15 protein-coding genes are annotated in these 23,658 nt (G+C 66.2%); 9 read left to right on the top strand and 6 right to left on the bottom strand.

Annotation, left to right across the window (positions count from 1 at the left end):
• Positions 1 to 95: 95 nt before the first annotated feature.
• Entirely contained in the window at positions 96 to 1,178 is a 1,083-nt protein-coding gene (locus PXJ20_RS27960) for an AGE family epimerase/isomerase (protein WP_421031469.1), read from the bottom strand.
• A gap of 358 nt (positions 1,179 to 1,536) precedes the next feature.
• Here PXJ20_RS27960 and PXJ20_RS27955 point away from each other — a divergent pair, with 358 nt between their 5' ends.
• The 3 genes from PXJ20_RS27955 to PXJ20_RS27945 all read left to right on the top strand — a co-directional run bounded on the left by PXJ20_RS27955 (position 1,537) and on the right by PXJ20_RS27945 (position 4,311).
• On the top strand, positions 1,537 to 2,955 hold the full coding sequence (locus PXJ20_RS27955; RefSeq protein ID WP_421031468.1) for a hypothetical protein: 1,419 nt from the start codon (positions 1,537 to 1,539) through the stop codon (positions 2,953 to 2,955).
• Between the two features lie 90 nt (positions 2,956 to 3,045).
• A complete protein-coding gene (locus tag PXJ20_RS27950; RefSeq protein ID WP_017774259.1) occupies positions 3,046 to 3,285 on the top strand; it encodes a DUF2442 domain-containing protein in 240 nt (79 codons plus the stop codon).
• Between the two features lie 360 nt (positions 3,286 to 3,645).
• Positions 3,646 to 4,311, top strand: coding sequence for a hypothetical protein (locus PXJ20_RS27945; RefSeq protein WP_421031467.1), 666 nt, complete (start codon positions 3,646 to 3,648; stop codon positions 4,309 to 4,311).
• Between the two features lie 114 nt (positions 4,312 to 4,425).
• Here PXJ20_RS27945 and PXJ20_RS27940 read toward each other — a convergent pair whose 3' ends face one another.
• Positions 4,426 to 5,511 (bottom strand): DMT family transporter, encoded by a 1,086-nt coding sequence (locus tag PXJ20_RS27940; RefSeq protein ID WP_421031466.1) that lies wholly within the window; start codon positions 5,509 to 5,511, stop codon positions 4,426 to 4,428.
• 335 nt (positions 5,512 to 5,846) lie between these two features.
• Here PXJ20_RS27940 and PXJ20_RS27935 point away from each other — a divergent pair, with 335 nt between their 5' ends.
• Together PXJ20_RS27935 and PXJ20_RS27930 are read left to right on the top strand one after the other, a co-directional pair.
• Entirely contained in the window at positions 5,847 to 6,002 is a 156-nt protein-coding gene (locus tag PXJ20_RS27935) for a hypothetical protein (RefSeq protein ID WP_017774262.1), read from the top strand.
• A gap of 599 nt (positions 6,003 to 6,601) precedes the next feature.
• Positions 6,602 to 6,904 (top strand): hypothetical protein, encoded by a 303-nt coding sequence (locus PXJ20_RS27930; RefSeq protein WP_126875596.1) that lies wholly within the window; start codon positions 6,602 to 6,604, stop codon positions 6,902 to 6,904.
• A 119-nt stretch (positions 6,905 to 7,023) separates the two neighbouring features.
• Here PXJ20_RS27930 and PXJ20_RS27925 read toward each other — a convergent pair whose 3' ends face one another.
• The 3 genes from PXJ20_RS27925 to PXJ20_RS27915 all read right to left on the bottom strand — a co-directional run bounded on the left by PXJ20_RS27925 (position 7,024) and on the right by PXJ20_RS27915 (position 13,299).
• A complete protein-coding gene (locus PXJ20_RS27925; protein WP_017774264.1) occupies positions 7,024 to 8,181 on the bottom strand; it encodes a porin in 1,158 nt (385 codons plus the stop codon).
• Positions 8,182 to 8,387: 206 nt separating this feature from the next.
• Positions 8,388 to 10,409, bottom strand: a complete 2,022-nt coding sequence (locus PXJ20_RS27920; RefSeq protein WP_421031465.1) for a Cache 3/Cache 2 fusion domain-containing protein — start codon at positions 10,407 to 10,409, stop codon at positions 8,388 to 8,390.
• Positions 10,410 to 10,683: 274 nt separating this feature from the next.
• Positions 10,684 to 13,299 (bottom strand): heavy metal translocating P-type ATPase, encoded by a 2,616-nt coding sequence (locus PXJ20_RS27915; RefSeq protein WP_421031464.1) that lies wholly within the window; start codon positions 13,297 to 13,299, stop codon positions 10,684 to 10,686.
• Between the two features lie 387 nt (positions 13,300 to 13,686).
• Here PXJ20_RS27915 and PXJ20_RS27910 point away from each other — a divergent pair, with 387 nt between their 5' ends.
• Positions 13,687 to 15,108, top strand: coding sequence for a DUF1254 domain-containing protein (locus tag PXJ20_RS27910; RefSeq protein WP_126875599.1), 1,422 nt, complete (start codon positions 13,687 to 13,689; stop codon positions 15,106 to 15,108).
• Between the two features lie 358 nt (positions 15,109 to 15,466).
• Positions 15,467 to 19,414 carry a DUF748 domain-containing protein gene (locus tag PXJ20_RS27905; RefSeq protein WP_421031463.1) on the top strand — a complete coding sequence of 1,316 codons (3,948 nt, stop codon included), beginning with the start codon at positions 15,467 to 15,469 and terminating at the stop codon, positions 19,412 to 19,414.
• Positions 19,415 to 19,478: 64 nt separating this feature from the next.
• Here the strand turns inward: PXJ20_RS27905 and PXJ20_RS27900 are convergent, their stop codons facing one another.
• Positions 19,479 to 21,266 (bottom strand): PLP-dependent aminotransferase family protein, encoded by a 1,788-nt coding sequence (locus PXJ20_RS27900; protein WP_421031462.1) that lies wholly within the window; start codon positions 21,264 to 21,266, stop codon positions 19,479 to 19,481.
• Positions 21,267 to 21,406: 140 nt separating this feature from the next.
• Between PXJ20_RS27900 and PXJ20_RS27895 the strand changes: the two genes are divergently transcribed.
• Positions 21,407 to 22,507 (top strand): ABC transporter ATP-binding protein, encoded by a 1,101-nt coding sequence (locus tag PXJ20_RS27895; protein ID WP_126875602.1) that lies wholly within the window; start codon positions 21,407 to 21,409, stop codon positions 22,505 to 22,507.
• 53 nt (positions 22,508 to 22,560) lie between these two features.
• Positions 22,561 to 23,610, top strand: coding sequence for an ABC transporter substrate-binding protein (locus tag PXJ20_RS27890; protein WP_017774271.1), 1,050 nt, complete (start codon positions 22,561 to 22,563; stop codon positions 23,608 to 23,610).
• Positions 23,611 to 23,658 lie beyond the last annotated feature (48 nt).

Raw genomic sequence — 23,658 nt, 5'->3', positions numbered from 1 at the left:
TGCGTTGAATCGAAGCGCTGGCTTGAGTTTTAGTCCGCTAGATGAGGGCACTCGATAAGAGCGCCCTCATGTGACTGTCGTTGCGCTGACGGCGCTCAAGGCAGCGCGGCGTAAGCGGTGGCGAGATGGTACGGCGTGGTGGACGGCATGTCCGCGCGCGCGACGTCGCCTGCGGGCGTCTTGCACTCGAACCAGCCGCGCGCGTGCAGAAAGCGCTCGCGAAAGCGCTCGATCTGCTGCGGCAGCGCTGCGCGCACCGCGGCGTCGCTGTGCGTGGCGAGCGCGCGCAGATATTCGGTCTGCGCCCAGATGCGCTGCGTGGCATCGAGCATGCCGCCGTGTTCATCGAGCGCCGCGGCGACGCCGCCTGTCGACGCGTCCACGCCGTGCTGTTGCGCGAACGTGAAGGCGCGCGACATGGCCGCGTCGAGGCCCGAGTCGCCAAGCAGACCTTTCGCGCGCGAGACCAGATAGAACCATTCGAACTGATGTCCCGGCTCGAGGCGATTGCCCTCGGCGCCGACGGGCAACTCCGCGATGCAGCCCGTAGGCGCGTGCACGAAGGTGCGTGCGATGGCTTGCGTGAGGCGCGTGATGGCGCCGTCGAACGCGGCATCGCGCGTGGCTTCGCGCGCGGCAAGCCAGGCTTCCGTGAGATGCATCAGCGGATTCTGCAGCGGCGTGCCGGTGACGCTGCGAAAGTCTTCGCCCAGCGCCGCATTGAAGAGGCCGCCGTGCGCGGCGAAGCGCTCTTCGATCAGCGCGGACGTGCTGTGCACGACACCCAGCGCGTCGCGATTGCCGAACTGCGCGCCATACACGGAGCACGCGAAGACGACGAACGCGTGCGTGTAGAGGTCTTTCGTGGTGTCGAGCGGCGCGCCGTCCGGGCCGACGCTGTAGAACCAGCCGCCGTGACGGCGATCTTCGAACGTGTGGCGCAGGGCGTCGAAGAGCGTGTGCGCGTGGGCGGCGTCGTTGGCGAGCGAGAAGACGAACAGCTGGCGCGCGCACGCCATCGCGCGATAGCGGGTGACGGGCAGCGGACGGTGATCGTCCGCCGTCACCGCTTCGTAGGGCAGACGCAGCGCGGCGTTGAAGCCGGCGTTGCGCCACAGCGGCAGAATCACCTGAGAGAAATGATCGCGCAGCGCGGCTGCCGGCGTGGATGCGTTCATCTGGATTAGCGTCGCGTCGGCGCGTGCGTGGGAACTGCGCGCACGCATGCGGACGGCGGTAGATCGGGAAGGTTGCGATTGTACGCCGTTCGGTTTGCGCGTCTCATCGCGGGCATGGCGCGCGACGCCTGTGGGCGGGCCTCAGCGGCGTGGTGCTGGCGGTGTTTCGGAGGATGCTGGAATGCCAAACGAGTGGCAAACGACTGGCAAGCGAGTGCCGAATGAGGTCGGCAGAAGCGCGGCTACGTGCGACAATGCCGCCTTGAAATTGCAGCAAGTCCAGACAGCATTGCGGGACGGCCCAACCGAGGCATGGGCCACGGTGAGGCCGCCGCGCGGCGACAATCGCACGTTCCCTATGGCAGATTCCGCAGCACCCAGAACCACTCGCACCTCGCGCGCCGCGTCCACGAAACGGCGCGCTTCCACCGTTTCCACGGATACCGAAAACAAGCTCGCGCGCGCCGCCCAGTCGGTGCAGCGTCTGGCACAACTCACCGACGTGCCGCGCGACGACAGCACGCTCGACCTCTTTCCCGACGACCCCACGCGCGAACTGGTCGAAGCGATGCAGATCGACGTGAGGCAGGGCACGCTCTCGGGTTTCGAATTGCCGGAGGTCGTGCTGGCGGCGGTGACGGCGACCCAGCACGATGCATTGGCCGCTGTAACGGCCGAGCAGGCGAAGCCGGCACGGCGCTCGATGCGTGCGTCGAAAGCGGAAGCCGTTGCTGGGGAGCAGACCGATGGTGCCCAGGGCGAGCAGGTTGTGCCCGCCACGGTTGCCCCGGGTGCCGCAAATGAGGGGAGCGAGAAAGCCGCTGAGGATGAGGGCGCGGATGCGGTGACTGCCGCCCGGGCAAACGATACGACTCGCGGCGCACCTCGCAGCGAAGCTCCGGCGACGGCCACGCTCGCCGCCAGTACCGGACGACATGCAAATGAAACCGCGGTTGCCAATGATCGTGCGGCCACTGCGCCTGGCGATGCGGACCCCGAACCTTCTTCCCCCGACGAGCCGGCCGCCCACGCCCTCGAACGTTCTGCGAGCAAGGACGCGAGTAGTGCGTCGCCGCCGACCGTAACGCAACGCAATGCCTCCTCGCCTGCGCAGACGCTCGCTTCGATCGCGAACACCGCTGCGCCGGCGTCGGACGCATTGCGATCGGTGCTTCAGGCGCGTCAGCAGGCCATGGCCGCGAATGGGTCGACGACCGCCAAACCCGGTGTTTCGGCGCAGCGGTTCGCGGCGCCGCGCACGGCAAGTGCGCCGCTGGAGACAGTCGCGGGCAATACCGCGCATCACGTCAGCCCGGAACTGGACCGCGCCCGCACGACGGCGTTTGCCGATACGGTGGATGCGCTCTATGGCGTGATCGCCGATCAGCGCCGCGCCGCCGCAGATCATTCGCGGCGAATGAAGTGGATGCTTTCCATCGTGGTGGGCGCGCTGCTCGCAACGGTGGCGATCGGCATCGCGCAGACGCTGCTGCTGATGCGGCTCACGCGCGACACCACCGCGCAGCAGCAGCGCATGGAGCAAATGCTGATGAACCAGCAAGCGACGCTCGCTACGCTGCTCGATACCGATTCGGCGACGGTCGCCGTGCCACAGCCGGCCGCACTGACGGCTGCGCGGACGAACGCCACGACTGCGCCTTCCGTGGGAGCCGGTGGACCCGCGCAGGCCACGCAACATTCCGCCGCGACAAGCGCGCGGCACAGCGCGAAATCCCAGCACGCGCATAAGACGAAAGCGTCGTCGGCGACGCATTGACCCGGCCCGCGCCGCCACGCGATATTCGCCTTGAACCGCCCGCCGCTGCCGCCTATCTTTTAAGTCGCTTTCCTCCTTCCGGAGACGACCATGGGCGGCGACGCAGTCAATGTGCACTTCGACAGGACACACCTGGTGCTCGACCTGTTGGATGGGCGGGCCATTCAGTTTCCGCTGCACTGGTTTCCTGTGCTGGAGGCGGCGACCCAGGCGGAGCGCGAGCACTTCGCGATATCGATGGACCGCAAGCAGTTGTACTGGCCGGAACTCGACGAAGACGTGAACGTGACGGCGCTTCTCATGTCGATGGCGGAAGGCACGCGACATTAGATGTCTGTGGTCTATCGAGGCCGTGATCGTCGGATCGCTGGCACCTTTCGGTTTTCGGCTTGCGGCTTTCGGCTTTCGTGCTGGAAGGGTTGGCGCTCGCGTTGCTCCTTGCCTGCCTTGCCTTGACCGCCGATTGTGTCCGCCAGATGCCGCGCGACGCTTTCGCGTGGCGGTTTCTGCCTACCTCTCAATCGCGACTCGTCCCACGGGCTCGACGTGGCGAGTCCGTGTCGGCCTGCCATGCCTTTTCCGGTGCCTCGCGGATGATCCGACCCGCGTCGCCTGAACCGGACCTGGGCCGGAAAAGTTTGCGCCAGAAACCGTATATACTGTTTATACCAATTAACGACGGGGATCGTGATGAGCACACCGCAAAGCAAGCAGCCAACGAAGAAGGCGTTCCAGCTCCCGAAAGGCGCAGAGGAACCGGCAACGGGCAACAGCGAGCAGCCTGCCGCCAAGGCGAGCCGCCGCGCCGCCACGTCGAAGCCGGCGGCCGACGCCGCGACGGCGAAGCAGGCGACGTCGGTGAAGGCCGCGCCGGTGAAGGGGAAGAAGGCGCCGGCTACGGGGCAGAAGAAGGCGGGCAAAGCGGTCACTGAAGCGGTAGCCGAGGCTGCCGCGCAAGCCGTCGCGAAAAAGAACGCGGAAAAGGCTGCACAAACGCCGGCGAAGAAGAAGGCTGCCGAGGCCGCATCGAAGAAACCCACCAAAGCTGCCAGGACCACCGAAGCCACCAGAGCCACCAAAGCCACGAACGAACCCGCCGCGAAGGCGGCTGCAGAAGAGAAGGCGCGCCGCGCGAAGAAGGAAAAGGTAGTGCGCGACAGCTTCACGATGCCGAAGTCGGACTACGCGAAGATTGCCGAACTCAAGCAGCGTTGTTTGTCCGCGGGCGTGCAGGCGAAGAAGAGCGAGCTGCTGCGTGCGGGCTTGCTGCTGCTCGCTGCGAAAGATGAAAAGGGGCTCGTGGACGCCGTTTCCGCAGTCGAACTCGTCAAGACCGGGCGCCCCGCCAACGCGTAACGTTTCTTTCCGTCGATGCTGTTCCGAGGCCGCCGTGTGCGGCCTTTTTCAATTCCGCCAGCGGCCGATGTATGGCGAGTCACGCAGATACGCCGCTGCGCCAAACGGCCGTCCTCAGTGCGAATGCCGGTGATGGATATCCGGGTAGTGCGCATGCGTATGGGCGATCGCATCGTGCTGATGTGGGTGGGTATGCGGCTCGTTGCCGTCCCAGTCGAAGTCGTGTGTGTGCCGGTGATGTTCGTCGTGCCGGTGACGATGGCTGTGCTGCATCGGCTCATGCGCGTGAGCATGTTCGTGACGCTCGCGCAGATGCAGCCAGACGCCCAGCCCCATGAGAACGGCGGCGGCCCAGAACGGCCACGGCGGCATCTGTGGCCAGAAGATGAGGGCCAACGCCACGCCGAACAGCGGGGCAACCGAGAAATACGCGCCAGTGCGCGCGGTGCCGAGGTGGCGCAACGCCACAACGAAGAGCGCAAGGCTCACGCCATATCCTGCGAAGCCGGTGACCATAGCCGCGAGCGCCGTTGCGGCTTCGGGCAGATGGGCGCCTGATCCCAGCGAGATCGCCAGATTGACTGAGCCGGCCACCAGTCCTTTGAGGCAGGCAATCATCGTTGCGTCGTGGGCGGAGATTTTGCGGGTGAGGTTGTTGTCGATGGCCCAGCAGGCACACGCGGCCGCCACGAAGAGTGCGCCCGTCGTCATGCCGCCGGCGCCCGGGTGCCAGGAGAGCAACAGGCCGCCCGCCACGATGGCGACCATACCCAGAAAGACCGACAGATCGACGTTCTCGCGGAACACCACCCACGCGATTACCGCGGTGAACACCCCTTCCAGGTTCAGCAGCAGCGACGCCGTGGCGGCCGGTGTCGTGGTGAGGCCGAGCATGAGAAGGGCGGGGCCGGCCACACCGCCCGCGGCGATCGCGCCCGCCAGCCATGGAATCTCAGCGGACGCGATGTGGTCGTTACGTGCGGCTTCCTTTGCCTGCCGCCTTGCTCGCTGTATCGACATGACGGCGGCGAGCCCGATGCCGCTGCCCAGATAGAAGAGCCCCGCCACCATGAACGGAGAAATCGACCCGAGCAACGCCTTGGCAAGCGGAGTCGTGGCACCGAAGAGCGCAGCGGCCAAAAGTGCCGTGAATGCGGCATTCAGGTGAAGACTCGGGCGGGAATTCGGAGGGGCTTGCATGAGACTGAGGATCCATTGAAACGGCAATTGGGCGGCGAGACGCAACGATACATCGACGGCGTGACGTGACGACAGTCGGCCATTCGGTGGAGTGCAGACCGTCTGGAAAAAGGGCGCGAAATAAAGAGATTTGTCCCTGTTTCGGATGCGCGAGCCCAGCCGCGATCCATGGTGCCTGTATGTTGTATCGCTGCAACGCGTCAATCTCGTCTACGCCGGCTTTTTCAAGGATCTCCAAAAAAATGCTGCGGCGCACTAGCGTCTAACTAGGGAAAACCCTATACTTCATAGGTCAGGGAAAACCCTTAATCACTCAGCACCAACCGGGAGTCGCCATGAGCTTTATCCTCGCACTGTTCCAGAAGGTGAGCGATCTCTTCGCGTCGCCGCACCTGCCGATGGACTCCGACTATTCGTACGAAGCGCGCCACCGCGAAGCCGAGCGCCTGCGCCGCTCGCAGGTCTCGCTGTTCGGCATTCTTGGCGACTGATCGAATCGATTCTCCGTTTTGCGCGGGCGCATTGGCTTTCGCGCAGCCGTCTTTGTCGAACTGCGCGTTTGGCTCACCGTAGGGCCGGGTAGATAGACACGGCAAGAACAACGCCGCAAGGCCGGCTTTCCCGCTGAGGGAAAGCCGGCCTTTTTAATTGTTGGTCCCTTCCGGTGTCTTCAAATCGAACCGCCTCGTGTGGCTGCTCGCGAGACACGCCGTCGGCACGTTCGCTTACAGTTCATACACTTGCGGTCGCTGTGCCCAGGTTTTCCACACCCTTGCCAACAAAATATGTGGAAAACCGGCATGCGCCGGGTGGAGGCGCATTTTCTTCCGTACGTCGAGTGGTGCGGCTGCGTCCAAAACCCGTCAGCGCTTGCCGTCTGCTGCCTCTTGGCGACCGTCTGCCCGTCGCTGCAACGCGACACGAAAATCGTTGCCCATCAGTGTCTTGCCCGGCATATCCGAGCGTTTTCCACAGCCTTGCCAACAAAAAATGGGGATAACTCCATTGGCCGTTGGGCCGATTGTCGGTGACGAACGGGCGCACCGATAATCAGGCCGTACCTTCCTGCGGCCCCATCACGGAGGCGTCCATGCAATTTCCCACGGGATCTGTTGTCGCGCTGAGCTCGGCGGCATCGACGGTGTTTTCCATCGGCATGATTTCGCTCACCTGGTGGGGCATTCACGAACCCACGCCGTGGCGTGCCGGCGACGTGGTGGTCACGCTGCTCGCGCTCTTCGGGTTCGCGTGCCTCGGTTTCGTGCCGTGGCTGGCCACCTCGCCTATGCGGCATGAGGCCGACGAGTCGCGGGTGGCGATTGCGCGTCGCGCGTTTCTGGCGGGCGTGATCGCGATGTGGCTGTCCATCGTCGCCGCGATCGTCGTCGCATGAAACGCGGCGGACGAGGTCATGCGAGGCACCGGCAAGCCGGCGCCTCGCAACCGGTCGCCGCGCGCAGGCGTCGCGATACTACCCATCGCACAAGCCTGCGCTGCGGTCGCCCACAACGATCAGAACCGCGTGCGCATGCCCACCGTGCCGACCACCTGGTTCGCCGTCGAAGACGCGCCGCCGGCCGTATTGATGAATGCCACGTAGTTCTTGCCCGACGCGTGCTGGTACATCGCTTCGAGGTAGACGTCCGTACGCTTCGAGAGCTTGTAGACCGTCTGGAAGTCGACCTGGTGCCACTTCGGATCTGCGCCGAACGTCGACGTGTTGTCCACGTGCCCGTTCGTGTACGTGTATGCGAGGCCGAGGCTCAGCGCCGGCGTGACAGCGTACTTGCCGTTCACTTCGAAGTTGTTGAAGCTCACCGTGCCGCCCGTCGAACCGAACGAGCCCGAGTTCTCGTACTCGCTGCGGGTGTAGACGAAGCCCGTCACGAACGGTCCGAACGCATAGTTGATGCCGCCGCCGAACGAACGCATGCGGTCCGCGCCGAGCGCGAAGCCGCCCTTGCCGTTCGCCGCCGATTCGGCCAGGTCCACGGCACCCGGGCTGCTCGCCGTGGCGCCCTTCGAGCCATTGATCTGCAAAAAGCCGCCGGCTACCGAAAGCGGGCCGTTCGTATAGCTCGCGCCGAAGCTGTAGGCGCGGTTCATCGCGAAGTCCGTGTTGTTCGAGAACGCGTACAGGCCGCCGAACTTGATGCCCGCGTAGTCGTTGCTCGCGAACTTGACCGCGTTGCTGATACGCAGCGAGTGGTTCAGGTTGTCGTTGTCGAACGGGTGCGCAAAGCTCGCGTCGCCGAAGGTGCCCGCGGTAGCCGAGAGCGGCGCCACGTAGTCAACCAGCGAGTCGTACTGGCGGCCCAGCGTGAGCGTGCCGAGCTGGCTGCTCGAAAGACCGACATAGGCCTGGCGGCCAAAGAAGCGACTGTCCTGGCCCAGCTTGCCACTTTGCACGTTGAAGCCGTTTTCGAGGACGAACAGCGCCTTGAGGCCGCCGCCCAGGTCTTCGCTGCCGCGCACGCCGAAACGGCTGCCGTTGATGTTGCCGCTCGTCGCTTGCCAGAGCGGGCCGCTCGTTTTGCCGCTCACCACGTTGTTCGTGTACATGATGCCGGCGTCGATCAACCCGTAGAGCGTGACCGAGCTCTGTGCGTGCGCGGCCGATGCGGCGAATGCGCCCGCGGTCGCAAGCGCAAACGAAATCTTTTTCTTCACTGGAATAGCTCCTGAACTGTGCTGCAGGGGAAATGAAACTGCGTCAGGAGTGTAAGAAGGCGGCCGCGCGAGAAAAGCCGCTGTGCATGGAGAACAGTCTTGCTCAGGTTGGAACGAAGATGTCATCGCCTTGTCATGTAGCGGCAACGGACAAGACCGTGCGCGGCCCGAAGCCGCCGCGCACTATATTGATGTGGAGAATCGAATCAGCCGCGTGCCTGCGGATCCACCTTGAACACGCTCACCAGTTGTGCAAGCTGCGCAGCCTGGTCGCGCAGGCCGGCGGCCGCATTCTCCGCTTCGGAGACCATCGACGCATTCTGCTGTGTCGCCTCGCCGATCTGCGTGACCGCGAGGTTCACCTGCTCGATGCCGCCCGACTGCTCGCGCGAAGCGACACTGATGTCCGCAATGATCTGGCGCACTTCGTCCACGCGCTCGACAATGCCCTGCATCGTCGTGCTCGCCTCTTCGGCGATGCGGTAGCCGCTCTGCACCGTGGCGGTGGATTCGGCGATGACCGCGTCGATCTCCTTCGCCGCCGCCGCGCTGCGTTGCGCGAGCGCGCGGACTTCCGCGGCGACCACCGCGAAGCCCTTGCCGTGATCGCCCGCCCGTGCCGCTTCCACGGCTGCGTTGAGCGCGAGGATGTTGGTCTGGAACGCGATGCCTTCAATCATGTTCGTGATGTCGGCGATCTTCTGCGACGAGCGGTTGATGTCGCTCATCGTGGCCACCACGCGTTCCACCGCGCGGCCGCCGTTCAGCGCAGCGTCGGCGGCGGTGCTCACCACGGAATTCGCGCGCGCCGCGTGGTCGGCGTTCTGCTGAACCGTCGACGTGATCTGTTCCATGCTTGCAGCCGTTTCTTCCACGCTGCTCGCCTGGGTCGCGATGCGCGAAGCGATCTCGCCGCTCGTGGCCGCGATGCGCGTGGTGCCGTCGGCCATATCGGACGATGCGTGGCGCACCTGCGTGACGATGCGCGCGAGTCCTTCGCCAATGCCGTCGATGGCATGCATGAGCCGCCCGATCTCGTCCGCGCGAGCGTGCGAAGCGTCGGCATCGCCGGCAGTGAAGCCTCGCTCCGCGCGGCCCTTGCCATGTGCGAGACGCACGCTCAGGTCCCCCGCCGCGAGGCGTGCCGCAGCCTTGGCCGCTTCGTCAAGCGGCCGGCTCACGAGTCGCCGCGCCGCCACGAGGAAGATCACCGCGAACGCGATCACGAGCGCGAAGCCCAGCGCGGCGAAGCGGTCGCGCGTCGCGGTCACGTCGGCCATCACTTCGTCGTGAATCGCGACGCCGCCCACGAGCCACTGCCATTCCGGCACGGTGATGAACGAGACGCTCTTTTCGCGCGGGCTCGTTTCGCCGAGCGTTGCGTCGGCGGAGGTGTAGGTGATGCGGCCTTCCTTCGCCTCCAGCATCTGCGAGTAGGGCGCGTTCGCGTCGTCGAAGTGCTGGCCGGCGGCGGCCGGATGAACGATGAACTTGCCGTTGTTCGGCCCCTTCGACGCGTCCACCACGAAGTAGTAGCCGCTGTTGCCGATCTTCATCTGCCGGATGCCGTCTTCCACAGACTGAATCTGCGCGCCCACGTCCACGCCCACGAACAACGCGCCGATCACGCGACCCGCGGCATCCATGACCGGTTTGTACTGCGTGATATAGCGCTTGCCGAAGAGCGGCGCGAGCCCGGTGAAGGTGCGGCCCGCGAGCACAGGGCCATACGCGGGGCCCTTGCGGTCCAGCAGTGTGCCGATGGCGCGCGAGCCGTCCTGCTTCTTGAGCGAGGTGGTCACGCGCACGAAGTCGTCGCCGCTGCGCACGAAGAGCGTGGCGATAGCGCCGCTCTTCGCGAGGAACTGGTCGGGAATCGAGAAATCGAGGTTCAGCACTTTGTCGCCGGCCTTCATCGTCGGCGTGGCGACACCGTTGATGTCCACTTTCTGGGATTCGTCGACGCTGATCTCGCCGGGCAAAAAGCTCGCGAAGAGCGACATCGCGCGGCCCACTTCGGCGGAAAGGGCGTCGTCGAAGAGATGGATCATCGCGGCGACGGAGCGGTCGCGGTCGTCGATACGGGCCAGCACCTGGCGGCTCACCTGCTGGCCAGCCGTGTGGGTGAGCGCCCACGTGAAGACGACGAATATCGACGCCACCAGAACGCAGGACAACGCGGCAAGCCGCGCACCGACACTCATGCCGCGCGGGAACAGAACTTTCATGGGCCTCCTGGGCGCTCGGAAGACGCGGGGAGCGGCGGGCGCCGCATGGCCGCGCGGCGCCCAGTACGTCGGCCCGGTGGTTGGGCCGACGGCGCGCGCGGCAGCCCCGCAGGGTTACGTCACGATCTTGTCAATTACGGCAGACCGCAGCGGTTCTTGAATGCGGGACCGACCAGGGGCAGGGTGGAAGCCTTGGCCACAACCAGGGCGACGACCAAAGCAAGCCAGAACCTCGCCTGGTTCTGGCCGGAACCAGGCGAGCCCAGGCGAGCCCTTACCCCCGGCTCCTGGGACGCCAGGCGCGCAGCAGCAAGGCGTTGGTGACGACGCTCACGCTCGAGAACGCCATTGCGGCGCCCGCGAGCATCGGATTGAGCAGCCCGAAAGCGGCGAGCGGAATGCCGATCAGGTTGTAGACGAAGGCCCAGAAGAGGTTCTGCTGGATCTTGCGCCAGGTGCGCCGCGAAATGTCGATGGCGGCGGCGACGAGCAGCGGGTCGCCGCGCATCAACGTGATGCCCGCTGCGTGCATGGCGACGTCCGTGCCGGTGGCCATGGCAATGCCGAGGTCGGCGGCGGCGAGCGCGGGCGCGTCGTTGATGCCGTCGCCGGCCATGGCCACGATGCCTGCGGTGCGGATTTTCAGGTCGCCGATCACGCGTGCCTTGTCGTCGGGCAGCACGCGCGCGTGCACTTCGTCGATGCCGAGATTGTTGGCCACCGCCGCCGCGCTGCCCGGGTTGTCGCCGGTAATCAGCACGCTGCGAATGCCGAGGCGCCGCAGTTGCGCAACGGCGGCGCGCGCGGACGGCTTCACGGTATCGCCGAAGCCGATCAACGCGAGCACGGCGGCGGGCTGCGGCCTGGGCGTTGGCGTAGAAGGCGACGGCGCTGCCGAAGCCGCGTCGTGCGCGAAGAGCCACGAGACCGTCTGACCCGCATGCTCGAGTTCGGCCGCACGCGCGGCAAGCTGTGCGGGAATCGCGATGCCGAGTTCATCGAGCCAGACGCCGCTGCCGATGGCGATGCGCCGTCCGTCCACCTCGGCTTCCACGCCGCGGCCGGGCACAGCGCGGGCGTGGGTGGCCGGCAGAGGTGTGGCCGTCAGAGGCGCGGCGGTCAGAGATGCAGCCGTCAGAGGCGCCGCCGTCAGAGACGCGGCCGCCCGGAGCGCGACCGCCGAAGACGACTCGTGCGCGCCGCCAACGGCCTCTTCCCAGCGCCGCACCACCGCTTTCGCGAGCGGATGGTCGCTCTGGCGCTGCACGGCGGCGGCGAGCGCCAGTGCTTCGTCGACCGAAGTGTCGGGCGCGGGTTCGAAGACCGTGACGCTGGGTTGTCCCACGGTCAGCGTGCCGGTCTTGTCGAACGCGACCACGTTGATGCGATGCGCGATTTCGAGCGCCTCGGCGTCTTTGATCAGCACGCCCTGGCGCGCGGCGACGCCGGTGCCGGCCATGATCGCGGCCGGCGTGGCGAGCCCGAGCGCGCACGGGCACGCAATCACGAGCACCGCGACAGCATTAAGGATCGCAGTCTCCGCGGACGCGCCGGCGAGCAGCCAGCCGCCCAGTGTCACGGCGGCCACGACGAGAATCGCCGGCACGAACACGGCGCTCACGCGGTCCACGAGCCGCTGAATGGGCGCCTTGCCGGCCTGCGCCGTTTCGACCAGACGGATGATGCGGGCAAGCGTGGTTTCCGCGCCAATCGCCGTGGTTTTGACCGCGATGGCGCCTTCGCCGTTGATCGACCCCGCCGTGACCGGATCGTCGGGCTGCTTCGGCACGGGCAGGCTTTCGCCCGTGATCAGTGACTCGTCGATATGCGTGCGGCCTTCCAGCACGGCGCCGTCCACCGGCACGCGTTCGCCGGGCCGCACCACGACCACCGTGCCCACCCGCACCTGCGCGAGCGGCACCTCGCGCTCCTCGTTGCCTGTGCGGATGCGGGCGCGGTCGGGGCGCAGCGCGTTGAGCGCGCGGATGGCGTCCGTGGTCTGGCGCTTCGCGCGCGCTTCCAGCCATTTGCCGAAGCGCACCAGCGTGATGACCACCGCGGAGGCCTCGAAGTACAGGTGCATGGCATCGTCCGGATGGACCACCATCTGGTAGACGCTCACGCCATACGCGGCAGACGTGCCGAGCGCGACGAGCAGATCCATGTTGCCGGCGCCGGCGCGCACGGCTTTCCAGGCGGCACGGTAGAAACGCGCGCCGAACACGAATTGCACGACGCTCGCGAGCGCCAGTTGCAGCAGGGCGGGCAGCATCACGTCCGCGCCGAGCGACGCGGCAATCATGGGAACGACCAGCGGCAGGGTCAGCAGCGCCGACATCAGGACCCAGGCAAGTTCGCGACGCACGGCGGCGCGTGCCCGATCGGTGCCGTCGGCGGCGGGTGCCGCTTCGGTTTCTACGACCGGCGTCGCCTCATAGCCCGCCTTATGGACGGCGGCGACCAGCGCGTCGAGTTCGCTCGCGCTGGCCGGTCCGCGCAGATTGACCGTGGCGCGTTCCGTCGCGAGGTTGACCGAGGCGCCCGCCACGCCCGGCACCCGCGCCAGTGCCTTCTCGACGCGCGTGGCGCAGCTCGCGCAGGTCATGCCGCCGATGGCCAATTCGGCGACGGCGGTGGAGAGCGGAACGGCGCCGTAGCCCGCCTTCGTCACGGCCGCTACGAGCGCGTCGGGCGCAACTTCGCCGTTGGTCTCGACGGTGGCTTTTTCCGTGGCGAGGTTCACCGACGCACGCGTCACGCCCGGCACCTTCGCCAGCGCCTTCTCGACGCGCGTGGCACAGCTCGCGCAGGTCATGCCGGTAATTTCCAGTTCTGACACCGTGGGTTCGGCGCGCGCCTCGGTGGGAAGTTCGGCGGAGAGGTCGGTCATGGCGATTGGAGGGTGGCAATGCCACAGTAGCAAGCGGTGTTGGCCGCTGAGCGCGCAGACGGGAAACCGCCCGCATGAACAGCACATAAAACGCAAGTATCGACCTTCCAGTCATGGGAAGGTCAAGCCGGGTCGGTCAACCTAACTGACGCATGGATAGCAGGTAAGTGGGGACCCACATGCCGGGAGCGCCTCATTTTTGCGCTGGCGAGGCAGGGATAATTCCGTATTGACGCCTTTTCATGCCTGGTCGCGAGGGATACGATACAACCCGGCGCGATGGGGAGAAGATCGAGGCGAGGCGAGGAGACGGCCGCGGGGCCGCGCGGCGCAGCCTGTTTCCATCGGCGTCATCTCATGGACCAGACTGATCCGCACAATCAACGAATGATAAAAAATCGTCGCGAACCCTACTCGTTTCAATGGACCTGCGCTGCGCTCGCAGGTTTTGCCTTTCTGGCGGGATGCGCTTCCGCGCCCGCGCCCACCGAAAAAAGCACTGGCTGGGTCAAGGACGAAGTGTCCGACTCTTATGTGTTCGGCTATCCGCTCGTCGTCATGGACATTGCGCGCGACGCCGCCGTCGGCAGCGGGCCGGGCCAGGCGGCGGTCAACACGCTGCGCCATGCCCAGGCGCTGCCGCCCGTTGGCGCAGCGAATCCGACCATGCCGAGCCTGGATACCTTCGATTCCACAGGTTGGCTCGACGTCGCAGACGAGCCCGTGATCGTCTCCCTGCCCGACTCGCGCGGCCGCTACGTGGATGCCCGCGCGCTCGACATGTGGACGAACGTGGTGTGGTCCACTGGCGACGCCGGTACCACGCGGGTGACCGGCATCAAGGCCCAGACGGTCGCCTTTGCGGCGGCGGGCTGGAAGGGCGACCTGCCGGCGGGCGTCAAGCGCATCGACGTGCCGACCCGCTACGTGTGGCTCTCCGTGCGCATCCAGACTGCGCGTGGCCGCGACCTTGCCGCCGTGCGCAAGCTCCAGCGCGCCATCCGCGTGGCGCCGCTTTCGGCGTACACGGGCGACGCGCGTCCCGCACCCCAGGTGGCGCGCAACAGCGGGGCCGGCACAGATTCGGCCGCCACCGTGAACCCGGTGGCCCGCGCCGCCGCGCTGGACGCGAACGGGTTCTTCAGCCGCCTTGCGCAGGCGCTGCCCGACAATCCGCCCGCCCCCGACGACCCGCACGCGCTCAAGATTCTCTCGGACCTCGGCGTGACGCCGGGGCAGCCGGTGGCGCTGCCCGCTGCCGCGAGCGACGCCGTGGCCGCCGGCTTCAGCGATGGTCGCGACCGCGTGGCAACGGCGCCGTCGAATCTGCTGTCGGCCAACGGCTGGAGCTGGGCCAGCGACAACGCGGGTGCGTACGGCTCGGATTACGCGCTGCGTGCCTACACGGCTTTCACGGAACTGGGTCTCGGAACGAAAGACGACGAAGTGCGAGCGGTAGTCTCGCAGGACAGCGACGGCCACGCGCTGAACGGCGCGAACCGCTACGTCATCCACTTCGCCGCGAAGCAGCTGCCGCCGGTGCGCGGCTTCTGGTCCATTACGGCGTACACGAAGGACGGCGCGCTCGGCGAAAGCGCGCCGGCGCACGTTTCGCTGAGCGACCGCTACGGCCTGCGACGCAGCCGCGACGGGTCCGTGGACGTCTACGTTTCCGCGGTGGGCTCGAAGAAAACGCCCAACTGGGTTCCCGCGCCGCGCAGCGACTTCAAGCTCGTGCTGCGGCTCTACGCGCCGAAGCAGCAGGCGACGGACGGCAGTTGGGAGCCGCCCGCCGTCGAGCGGCAATAAGGCGCGCGACGACGGAACGCATACTGCAACAGACAGCCGGGTAAATAGCCCAGTACACGGCGCCCGGCGCGCTTGCTCGCCCGCCGCGCTGTCCCGGCCACCGCTCGCCTCGGTGGCCGGCTCCCCCTTCCGGCTTGCGTTTTGCATTTATTCACAATGCTCACGCTGTCCCCCTGCAAGCCCGCGACATATACTTCCACGAACCTGAACCACCAACGGTTTGCCCTGGTTGCGACATGTCTGCCGCCGCCGTGCGGCGAGCCTCGCTGGCTCGCCGGCCTGGCCGGCGCGGCTGTCTTCGCGGACCCGCCCTTCGCGGGCAACGCCCACGCGTTCCACCTGTGACCACATCCGAGGCATGGCAAGCATCAACAAAGCATCTCTCACTTCCTCGCTGCGCGCCGTGCGCGATGCAGCGCACAGCCGGCGCGCCCGGCGTATCACGATCGGGCTCGTCGTCTTTCTCGTGCTGTTCGGCCTGCTCGGCTTCTTCGCGGCGCCGCCGCTGATCCGCAATATTGCCGCCCAGCAACTGAGCAAGCAGCTCGACCGGCCGGTTTCCATCGGACGTATTGCGCTCAATCCGTACACGCTGCGATTCGAGGCGGACCGCGTGCATATCGGCGAGCGCGGCGGCTCGGGCGATTTCGCGGACGTGGAGCGGCTCATCGTGAAGCCTTCCTGGACGTCGCTCTTTCGCGGCGCCGCGATCGTGGACGAACTCCAGATCGATTCGCCGCGTTTTCACATCGTTCGCTATGACGCCCAGCGCTTCAATTTCAGCGACCTGATCGAGAAGTTCTCCACGCCGTCGCAGCCCTCCAGCAAGCCCACGCCGTTTTCCATTTCCAACATTCATCTGGAGAACGGCCGGGTCGAGTTCGACGACCGGCTGCTTGGCGAGCAGCACGTGGTGGACCGCTGGTCGCTCGGCGTGCCGTTCATTGCGACGCTGGCCTCGAAGACGGACATCTTCGTGGAGCCGCTGCTGCGCGCGCGTATCGACGGCAGTCAGCTCGCCATCGACGGCAAGACGCTGCCGTTTGCGGCGTCGCGCCAGTCGCAGGTGTCGCTGCGGCTCGATGCGCTCGACGTGCCGCGCCTCATCTCGTACGTGCCGGCCAAACTGCCGGTGACGGTGCAGTCCGGCAAGCTTTCCACGGACCTCAAGCTCAACTTCCTGATGTCGGGCGATACGCCTTCGCTCACGGTTTCCGGCACGGTGGACCTGGACGACGCCAACGTGCTGGACCTGAACAAAGCGCCGTTCTTCGCGGCGCGCGCGGTGCACGTGGCGGCGTCCACACTCGAGCCGCTCAAGAGCGTCTATCACTTCGACGAGATCCGGCTGGACGGCGCGGACGCAACGCTCACGCGCGACAAGTCCGGCGTGCTGAGCGTGCAGCGGATGTTCGCGGGCTCGCCGCAGACGTCGGCGAGTGCGCCGCGTAGTGCCAGCGCGCCTGCTGCGGGGGCGCCGCCGGGGACAGCGGCTACTGCTACTGCGTCGGCTTCCGCTTCTACTTCTACTGGCGCTTCGGGTGCGTCCGCGTCGTCGGGCGCTGCTTCGGCCGCTGCAGCCGCGTCTGCACCGAAATCCGAAGCGGCCACCACCACCGCCGCGCCGCTCGACCTCGCCATCAAGCGCTTCGCGCTTAACGACAGCATCCTGCGCTTCACCGACGAAACGCCGTCGAGGCCTGTCGTGTTCGGGCCTACCCAAGTCTCGGCCACGCTCACGGATTTTTCGACGCTCGCCAAAACGAACGCGCACTACGGGCTGAACCTGGCATTCGACGGCGGCGGCTCGCTCGCCGTGAGCGGCGCGTTAGGCCTCGTGGCGAAGACGGCGGACGCCAGGATCGACGTCAACGCATTGCCGCTCGCCCCGCGCCAGCCGTATCTCGACAGTGTGACGGCCGCTCAGGTGCTGGACGGCACGCTTACCGCCAACGCGAACGTCAGCGCGAACTGGAGCGCCACGCCGTTCCAGCTCCAGGTAGGCGCGAGCGACATGCAACTGAAGTCGCTGAAGGTTGCCATGCGAGGCGCTGGACGCGGATCAAGCGGCACGAGCAACGAGCCGGTCATCGCACTGGCAGACGGCCGCGTCCAGGTGAAGAAAGTGGATCTGGCCGCCCAAACAGCGGACATCGACGCCGTCGACCTCAAGGGCCTGAAGGTGAACGCTGAGCGTCGCAAGGACGGCAGCATCGACCTGGCCGACCTCGCGGGCACGCACGAAACCGCGCATGAAGCGGCCCCGGCGCATCCCGCGGCCCACGCAACCGGAAAGACCGCCCAACCGGCTGCGCCCGAATGGCACTACCGCATCGGCACGCTCTCGCTCGCGGATTCCGAAGCGAACTTCACGGACAGCACCACCGCGCGCCCGGTGAAGCTCAACGTCGCGCCGCTGCAACTCAAGGTCCAGCAGATCACGGACAACATGAGTCACGCGCTGCCCGTTGAACTGCATGCCACCGTGAATCGCAAGGGCACGCTCGGCGTAACCGGCGACGTGACGCCCACGCCGCTGAAAGCCGCGGTGCGCGTGAATGCCGACCGTCTCGACGTGGCTGCGCTGGAGCCGTACTTCGGCAACGTGCTCAACGTGACGATTGCGAGCGCGTTCGTCACCGCGAACGGCGACCTAGCCGCGACGCAGGGCAAGGCCCTCAAGGCGTCGTATCGCGGCGACGCGGCGCTCGTGGACGTGCGGATGCTGGACAAGGCGACGTCGGACCCGTTCGCGGGCTGGCGCTCGCTCGCGCTCACGAACCTGAAGGCGAACTACGACGAGCGCGGCACCGACGTGGACGCCGCGCGCGTCACGTTCTCGAACTTCTATGGCCGCGTGCTGCTCGATGCGCAAGGCAAGCTCAATCTCAAGGACGTGGTGGCGCATCAGACGGGCGAGGCGCAGTCGCTCACGCGCGACAACAGCGGCAAGGCGCCCGTGCCGCTCTCGCCGCCCACGGCGGCGGAAGCGGCGGCGGCATCGGCTGCCGCGGCAACGACGGCGGCTACGGCGGCAACGGCAAAGCAGGCCTCGGGCGCGCGTCCCGCGTCGGCGTCGCCGGTTACCGTGGTGGCGGCGAAAGAGCCGGAAAGCCCGGTGCGCATGCACTTCGGCGAACTGCTGCTGCGTAGCGGCCGCGTGACCTACACGGACAACTTCGTGAAGCCGAACTACACGGCGAACCTGGTCGACATTCAGGGCAAGGTGGGCGCGTTCGGCACACAGTCCACCACGCCCGCGCCCGTGGACGTGGCCGCGAAGCTGGCGGCCAACGGGCCGGTGGCGATTCGCGGCTCGGTGAATCCGCTCATCGAAAAACCGCAGCTCGACCTCACGGCCACGGCGCACGACGTGGAACTCACGAACCTCACGCCGTATTCCACGAAGTACGCGGGCTATCCGATCACGAAGGGCAAGCTCAACGTCGATCTGCACTACACGCTCGAGAACAACCAGTTGACTGCGAACAATCACCTGTTCATCGACCAGCTCACGTTCGGCGACCACGTCGAGAACGACACGGCGACGAAGCTGCCGGTGCGCCTTGCCATCTCGCTGCTCAAGAACTCGAAAGGGCAGATCGACGTGAACATTCCGGTGTCGGGCTCGCTCGACAATCCGCAGTTCAGCTTTGGCAGCCTGATCTGGCATGCCGTGCTCAACCTTTTGCAGAAGGCCGTGACGTCGCCGTTCACGCTGCTCGCGAACGCGTTCGGTGGAGGCGGCGAGGAACTGGGCTACGTCGAATTCGCGCCGGGGTCGGCGGATCTCACGGAGGCCGACAACCAGAAGCTCGACAAGATCGCGAAGGCGCTGGCAGACAAACCGTCGGTGAAGATCGATCTGATTGGCCGTGTCGATCCGGCCGTGGACGAGCCCGCGCTGCGCAACCTGTACGTGGACCGCCTCGTGCGCCAGCAGAAGCTCAAGGACACGATCGGTAAGGGCGAAAGCGTGGACCCGATGTCGATCAAGGTGGACCCGGCCGAGTACGAAAGCTATCTCGCGAAGGTCTACAAGGCGGCGGACTTCAAGAAGCCGCGCAATTTCATCGGTCTCACGAAGTCCCTGCCCGCCGACGAGATGAAGAGCGCGCTCGCCGAGCACGCGCCCATCAACGAGGCCAGCCTGCGCGATCTCGCACAACGTCGCGCACAGAGCGTGCAGCAGTATTTCGAAGGCAAGGTGGATTCGAGCCGCGTGTTCATCGTCGCGCCGAAGCTCAACGCCGACGGTATCAGCGACAAGGGCGCGCCTACGCGTGTGGACTTTGGTTTGAAGTAAGTCCGACCACGAAGCGAGGCGAAGCATCGCGCCGCACGGGCCACTGCCCGGCGGCGCGATTTTTTCATGCCGAGCCGGTTTGGGCTTCGGTCGGCGCTTCGGTTCTTACGGCTTCGTTTTCGGTGTTGTCGTGCCTCGCCGTTGCCTGGGTTGTTCGGCCCGACGTCCGATTCGACGCTGCTCGCGTGCGTCCGAACGCATGCTGTTCGATCACGCCCGCAAGCGTGGCGAAGGCAGGATCGATCTTCTCGTTGGGCACGCACGCGTAGCCGAGCAAGAGGCCGCGCTGCGGTGCAGAGCCGCTGCCGCCTGCATCGCGCTTGCCGGCGCCGCTCATGTCGCCGTTGCCGCTGTAATACGCCGCGAGCGGACGCACGATCACGCCCGCGTCGAACGCGGCGGCGGCCACTGCGCGGTCGTCGGCGTGGTCGGGCAGGCCGAGTACGAGATGCAGTCCGGCTTCGTCGCCCATCACGGGCAGCGCGTCGCCAAAGTGCCGCGTAATGGCGTCGATCAGCATCTGGCGACGCTCGCCGTAGAGCGCCCGCATGCGGCGCACGTGCGAGGTCAGATAGCCGTCCATGATGAACTCGGCGAGCACGGCCTGCTGCATCAACTGACCTTCGCGATAAAGCTCGGCCACGCCCGTGCGGAACACGTCGACGAGGTGCGGCGGCGCGATCATGTAGCCGATGCGCAGGCCCGGAAACAGCATCTTGCCGAGGCTGCCCACGTAGATCACCTGGCCCGCTTCGTCGAGCCCTTGCAGCGACGCGAGCGGACGGCTGCCATAGCGGAACTCGCTGTCGTAATCGTCTTCGATGATCCACACCTTGTGCTGCCGCGCGTATTCGAGCAGCGTGCGGCGGCGCGCGAGGCTCATCACCATGCCGAGCGGATACTGGTGCGAAGGCGTGACGAGCGCGAGCCGCGGCGGATCGAGCAGATCGGATTCGCGCGGATTCAGCCCTTCGCTGTCCACGGGCACCGGCACGAGCGTGAGCCCCGACGATTGCAGCACGCTGCGCGCGCCCCAGTAGCAGGGCTCTTCCACCCACACGCGGTCGCCCACGTCGGTGAGCAGGCGCACGGCAAGGTCCATCGATTGATGGATGCCGGTCGTGATGATGATCTGGTCCGGTGTGCAGTTCACCGACCGCGCCACGCGCAGGTAGTCGGAGAGCGCGCGCCGCAACGGCCGATAGCCGCCGCCGGGCGCATAGGTGAGCAGGTCGGCGTTCGCCTCTTTCCATAGCCGCGCTTGCAGGCGGCTCCACGTGCGCGCGGGAAATTCGGCGACGTCGGGCACGCCCGGCATGAAGGCGCCCCACTGCTTGGGCGAGACGCCGGCCTGGTCGATCAGACGTTGCCCGCGCATCGACATGGCGCCTGGCTCGTGGCGCACGGCGGCTTGCGGTGTGCATGGCGTTGCAGTCGTAGCGTCTGTCGAGCGTTCGGTGGCGGTGCCTGGGGCGGGTGCTGCCTTGCTTGCCGTTCCTGCTGCTGGCGCTGTGGAGCCACTTGCCGAAGCCGGCCCGCCTGCAGTCCCTTGCTCCCGCCGCACGTTCACCGCGGCTTTGTCCGGCCGCGTGTCCGCCACGTACGTGCCGCTGCCCGTCGTCGAGATCACGTAGCCCTCGGCGGTGAGCTGGTCGTACACGTGCAGCACCGTGTTGCGCGCAATGCCGAGGTCGGTTGCGAGCGTGCGCGAACTCGGCAGCTTGGTGCCCGGCGCGAGCTGGCCCGTGAGGATGGCCTGCTGCATGAGCCGCAGCACCTGGCGATACATCGGCTCTCCGCATGCGCGGTCGATCCGCGCCGACAGCCAGTCCGCGAGAATGATCGTGTCCAAGTGGCTCTATCCAGAATAATGAAATGGTTCCATATTGTAGAACCGTAAGCGGCTATAGTGGATCACGCCATTAGCTCAAACCCGCCTTGCGGAGGGAGCCAATGGTAAGGAAACTGCATTGTGAGGAGGAGACTGGGGCAATGAAAAAAGGGGACGTGATCGTCAGCTTTCGCGGTGTGCGAAAGACCTATGACGGCGAATCGCTCGTGGTCAAGCAACTTGACCTCGACATCTACCAGGGCGAATTCCTCACGCTGCTCGGCCCGTCGGGCTCGGGCAAGACGACCTGCCTGATGATGCTGGCCGGCTTCGAATTTCCGACCGGCGGCGAAATCTGGCTTGACGGCAAGCTGCTCAACAACGTGCCGCCGCACAAGCGAAACATCGGCATGGTGTTCCAGAACTACGCGCTGTTCCCGCACCTGACCGTCGAGCAGAACGTGGGCTATCCGCTTTCGGTACGCAAGGTATCGGCGGAAGAACGCGCGCAGCGCGTCAACAACGCGCTGAAGATGGTGCGCATGGAAAGCTTCGCAAAACGCTATCCGGCGCAGCTTTCGGGCGGCCAGCAGCAGCGTATTGCGCTTGCCCGCGCGCTCGTGTTCGAACCGAAGCTCGTGCTGATGGACGAACCGCTCGGCGCGCTCGACAAGCAGCTGCGCGAGCACATGCAGTACGAACTCAAGTCGCTGCACGAGAAGCTCGGCGTCACTTTCGTCTACGTCACGCACGACCAGGGCGAGGCGCTCACCATGTCCGACCGCGTCGCGGTGTTCGACAAGGGCGTGGTGCAGCAGCTCGATACCGTCGACCGCCTCTACGAATCGCCCTGCAACGAATTCGTCGCGAACTTCATCGGCGACAGCAACCGGCTGCGCGGCACGGTGGAAAGCGTCGACGGCGAGTTCTGCGCGTTCCGCCTTGCAGACGGCACGCGGCTCGTGGGCCGCAACGTGGGCGGTGCGAAGGCTGGCGTGCCCGCGGTGGCGTGCATTCGCCCCGAGCGCATGAAGCTCGCTTCCGGTATTGCAGGTGCCGCAGGCCAGAACGGCAACACGCTCGCCGGCGAGGCGCGCGGTCTCATCTATTTCGGCGACCACGTGCGCATGCGCTGCGGCCTGCCGGAACAGGACGAGTGCTTCGTGAAGGTGCCGCTCGGCACCGATGCGCTCGACGCTTTTGCGCCCGGCCGCCCGGTCGCACTCGAATTCGCGCCGGAGCATCTGCGCGTGTTCGCCTGAGTCCCAGTTGTACACAACAACCCTGTACCAAAGACCACCAGAGAGGAACTGACATGAAAACGATCGGGATGACGCGCTTCGCGGCAGCCGCCGCTACGCTTGCCCTGGCATTCGGCGCAACGGCCGCCGCTGCGGCGGAAGTGACTGTCGTCAACTTCGGCGGCGCCAATGGCGACGCGCAGAAGGCCGCCTTCAACCAGCCGTTCGAGGCGCAGACGGGCAACAAGGTGACCGCCGTCGAATACAACGGCGAGCAGGCCAAGGTGAAGGCCATGGTCGAAGCGAAGCACGTGAACTGGGACGTGGTGGAAGTGGAATCGGGCGACCTGGGCCGCGGCTGCGACGAAGGCCTCTACGAGAAGCTCGACTGGTCGAAGATCGCGAAGAAGTCGGATCTCATTCCCGAAGCGCCGCAAACGTGCGGCGCCGGCATTTTCGTGTGGTCCACGGCGCTCGCCTATAACGCCGACAAGCTGAAGACCGCGCCCGCCAGCTGGGCCGACTTCTGGGACGTGAAGAAATTCCCGGGCAAGCGCGGCATGCGCAAGGGCGCGCGCTACAACCTCGAATTCGCGCTGATGGCCGACGGCGTGGCACCGAAAGACGTCTACAAGGTGCTCGCCACGAAGGCTGGCCAGGACCGCGCGTTCAAGAAGCTCGACGAGCTGAAGCCGAACATCCAGTGGTGGGAAGCCGGCGCGCAGCCGCCGCAGTTCCTCGTGGCCGGCGACGTGGTGATGTCCACCGCCTATAACGGCCGCATCAGCGCCGCGCAGAAGGAAGGCAAGAACCTGAAGGTGGTGTGGAACGGCAGCATCTACGACCTGGACTACTGGGCCATTCCCAAGGGCTCGCCGAACAAGGATCTGGCTGAGAAGTACATCGCCTACTCGCTCTCGCCGAAGCCGCAGCAGGAATACGCGAAGCACATCGCGTACGGTCCGGTGAACGTGGCCGCCATCAAGGCGCTCGACGAAAAGACGCTGGAGAACCTGCCGAACTCGCCCGCCAACGGCAAGAACGCAGTGCTGCAAAACATCTCGTTCTGGACCGACCATGGCGACGAGCTGGAGCAGCGCTTCGCGTCGTGGGCGTCGAAGTAAGCAGCCAGTCGTGACGAAGGACCGGGCGCGGCCGCGGCCGCGCCGCGC

This window comes from Paraburkholderia sp. A1RI_3L (genome assembly GCF_048957895.1).
Lineage (GTDB): Bacteria > Pseudomonadota > Gammaproteobacteria > Burkholderiales > Burkholderiaceae > Paraburkholderia > Paraburkholderia kururiensis.
Note: the sequence above shows the minus strand (reverse complement) of the source record. Positions and strands in the feature narration are given on the sequence as shown.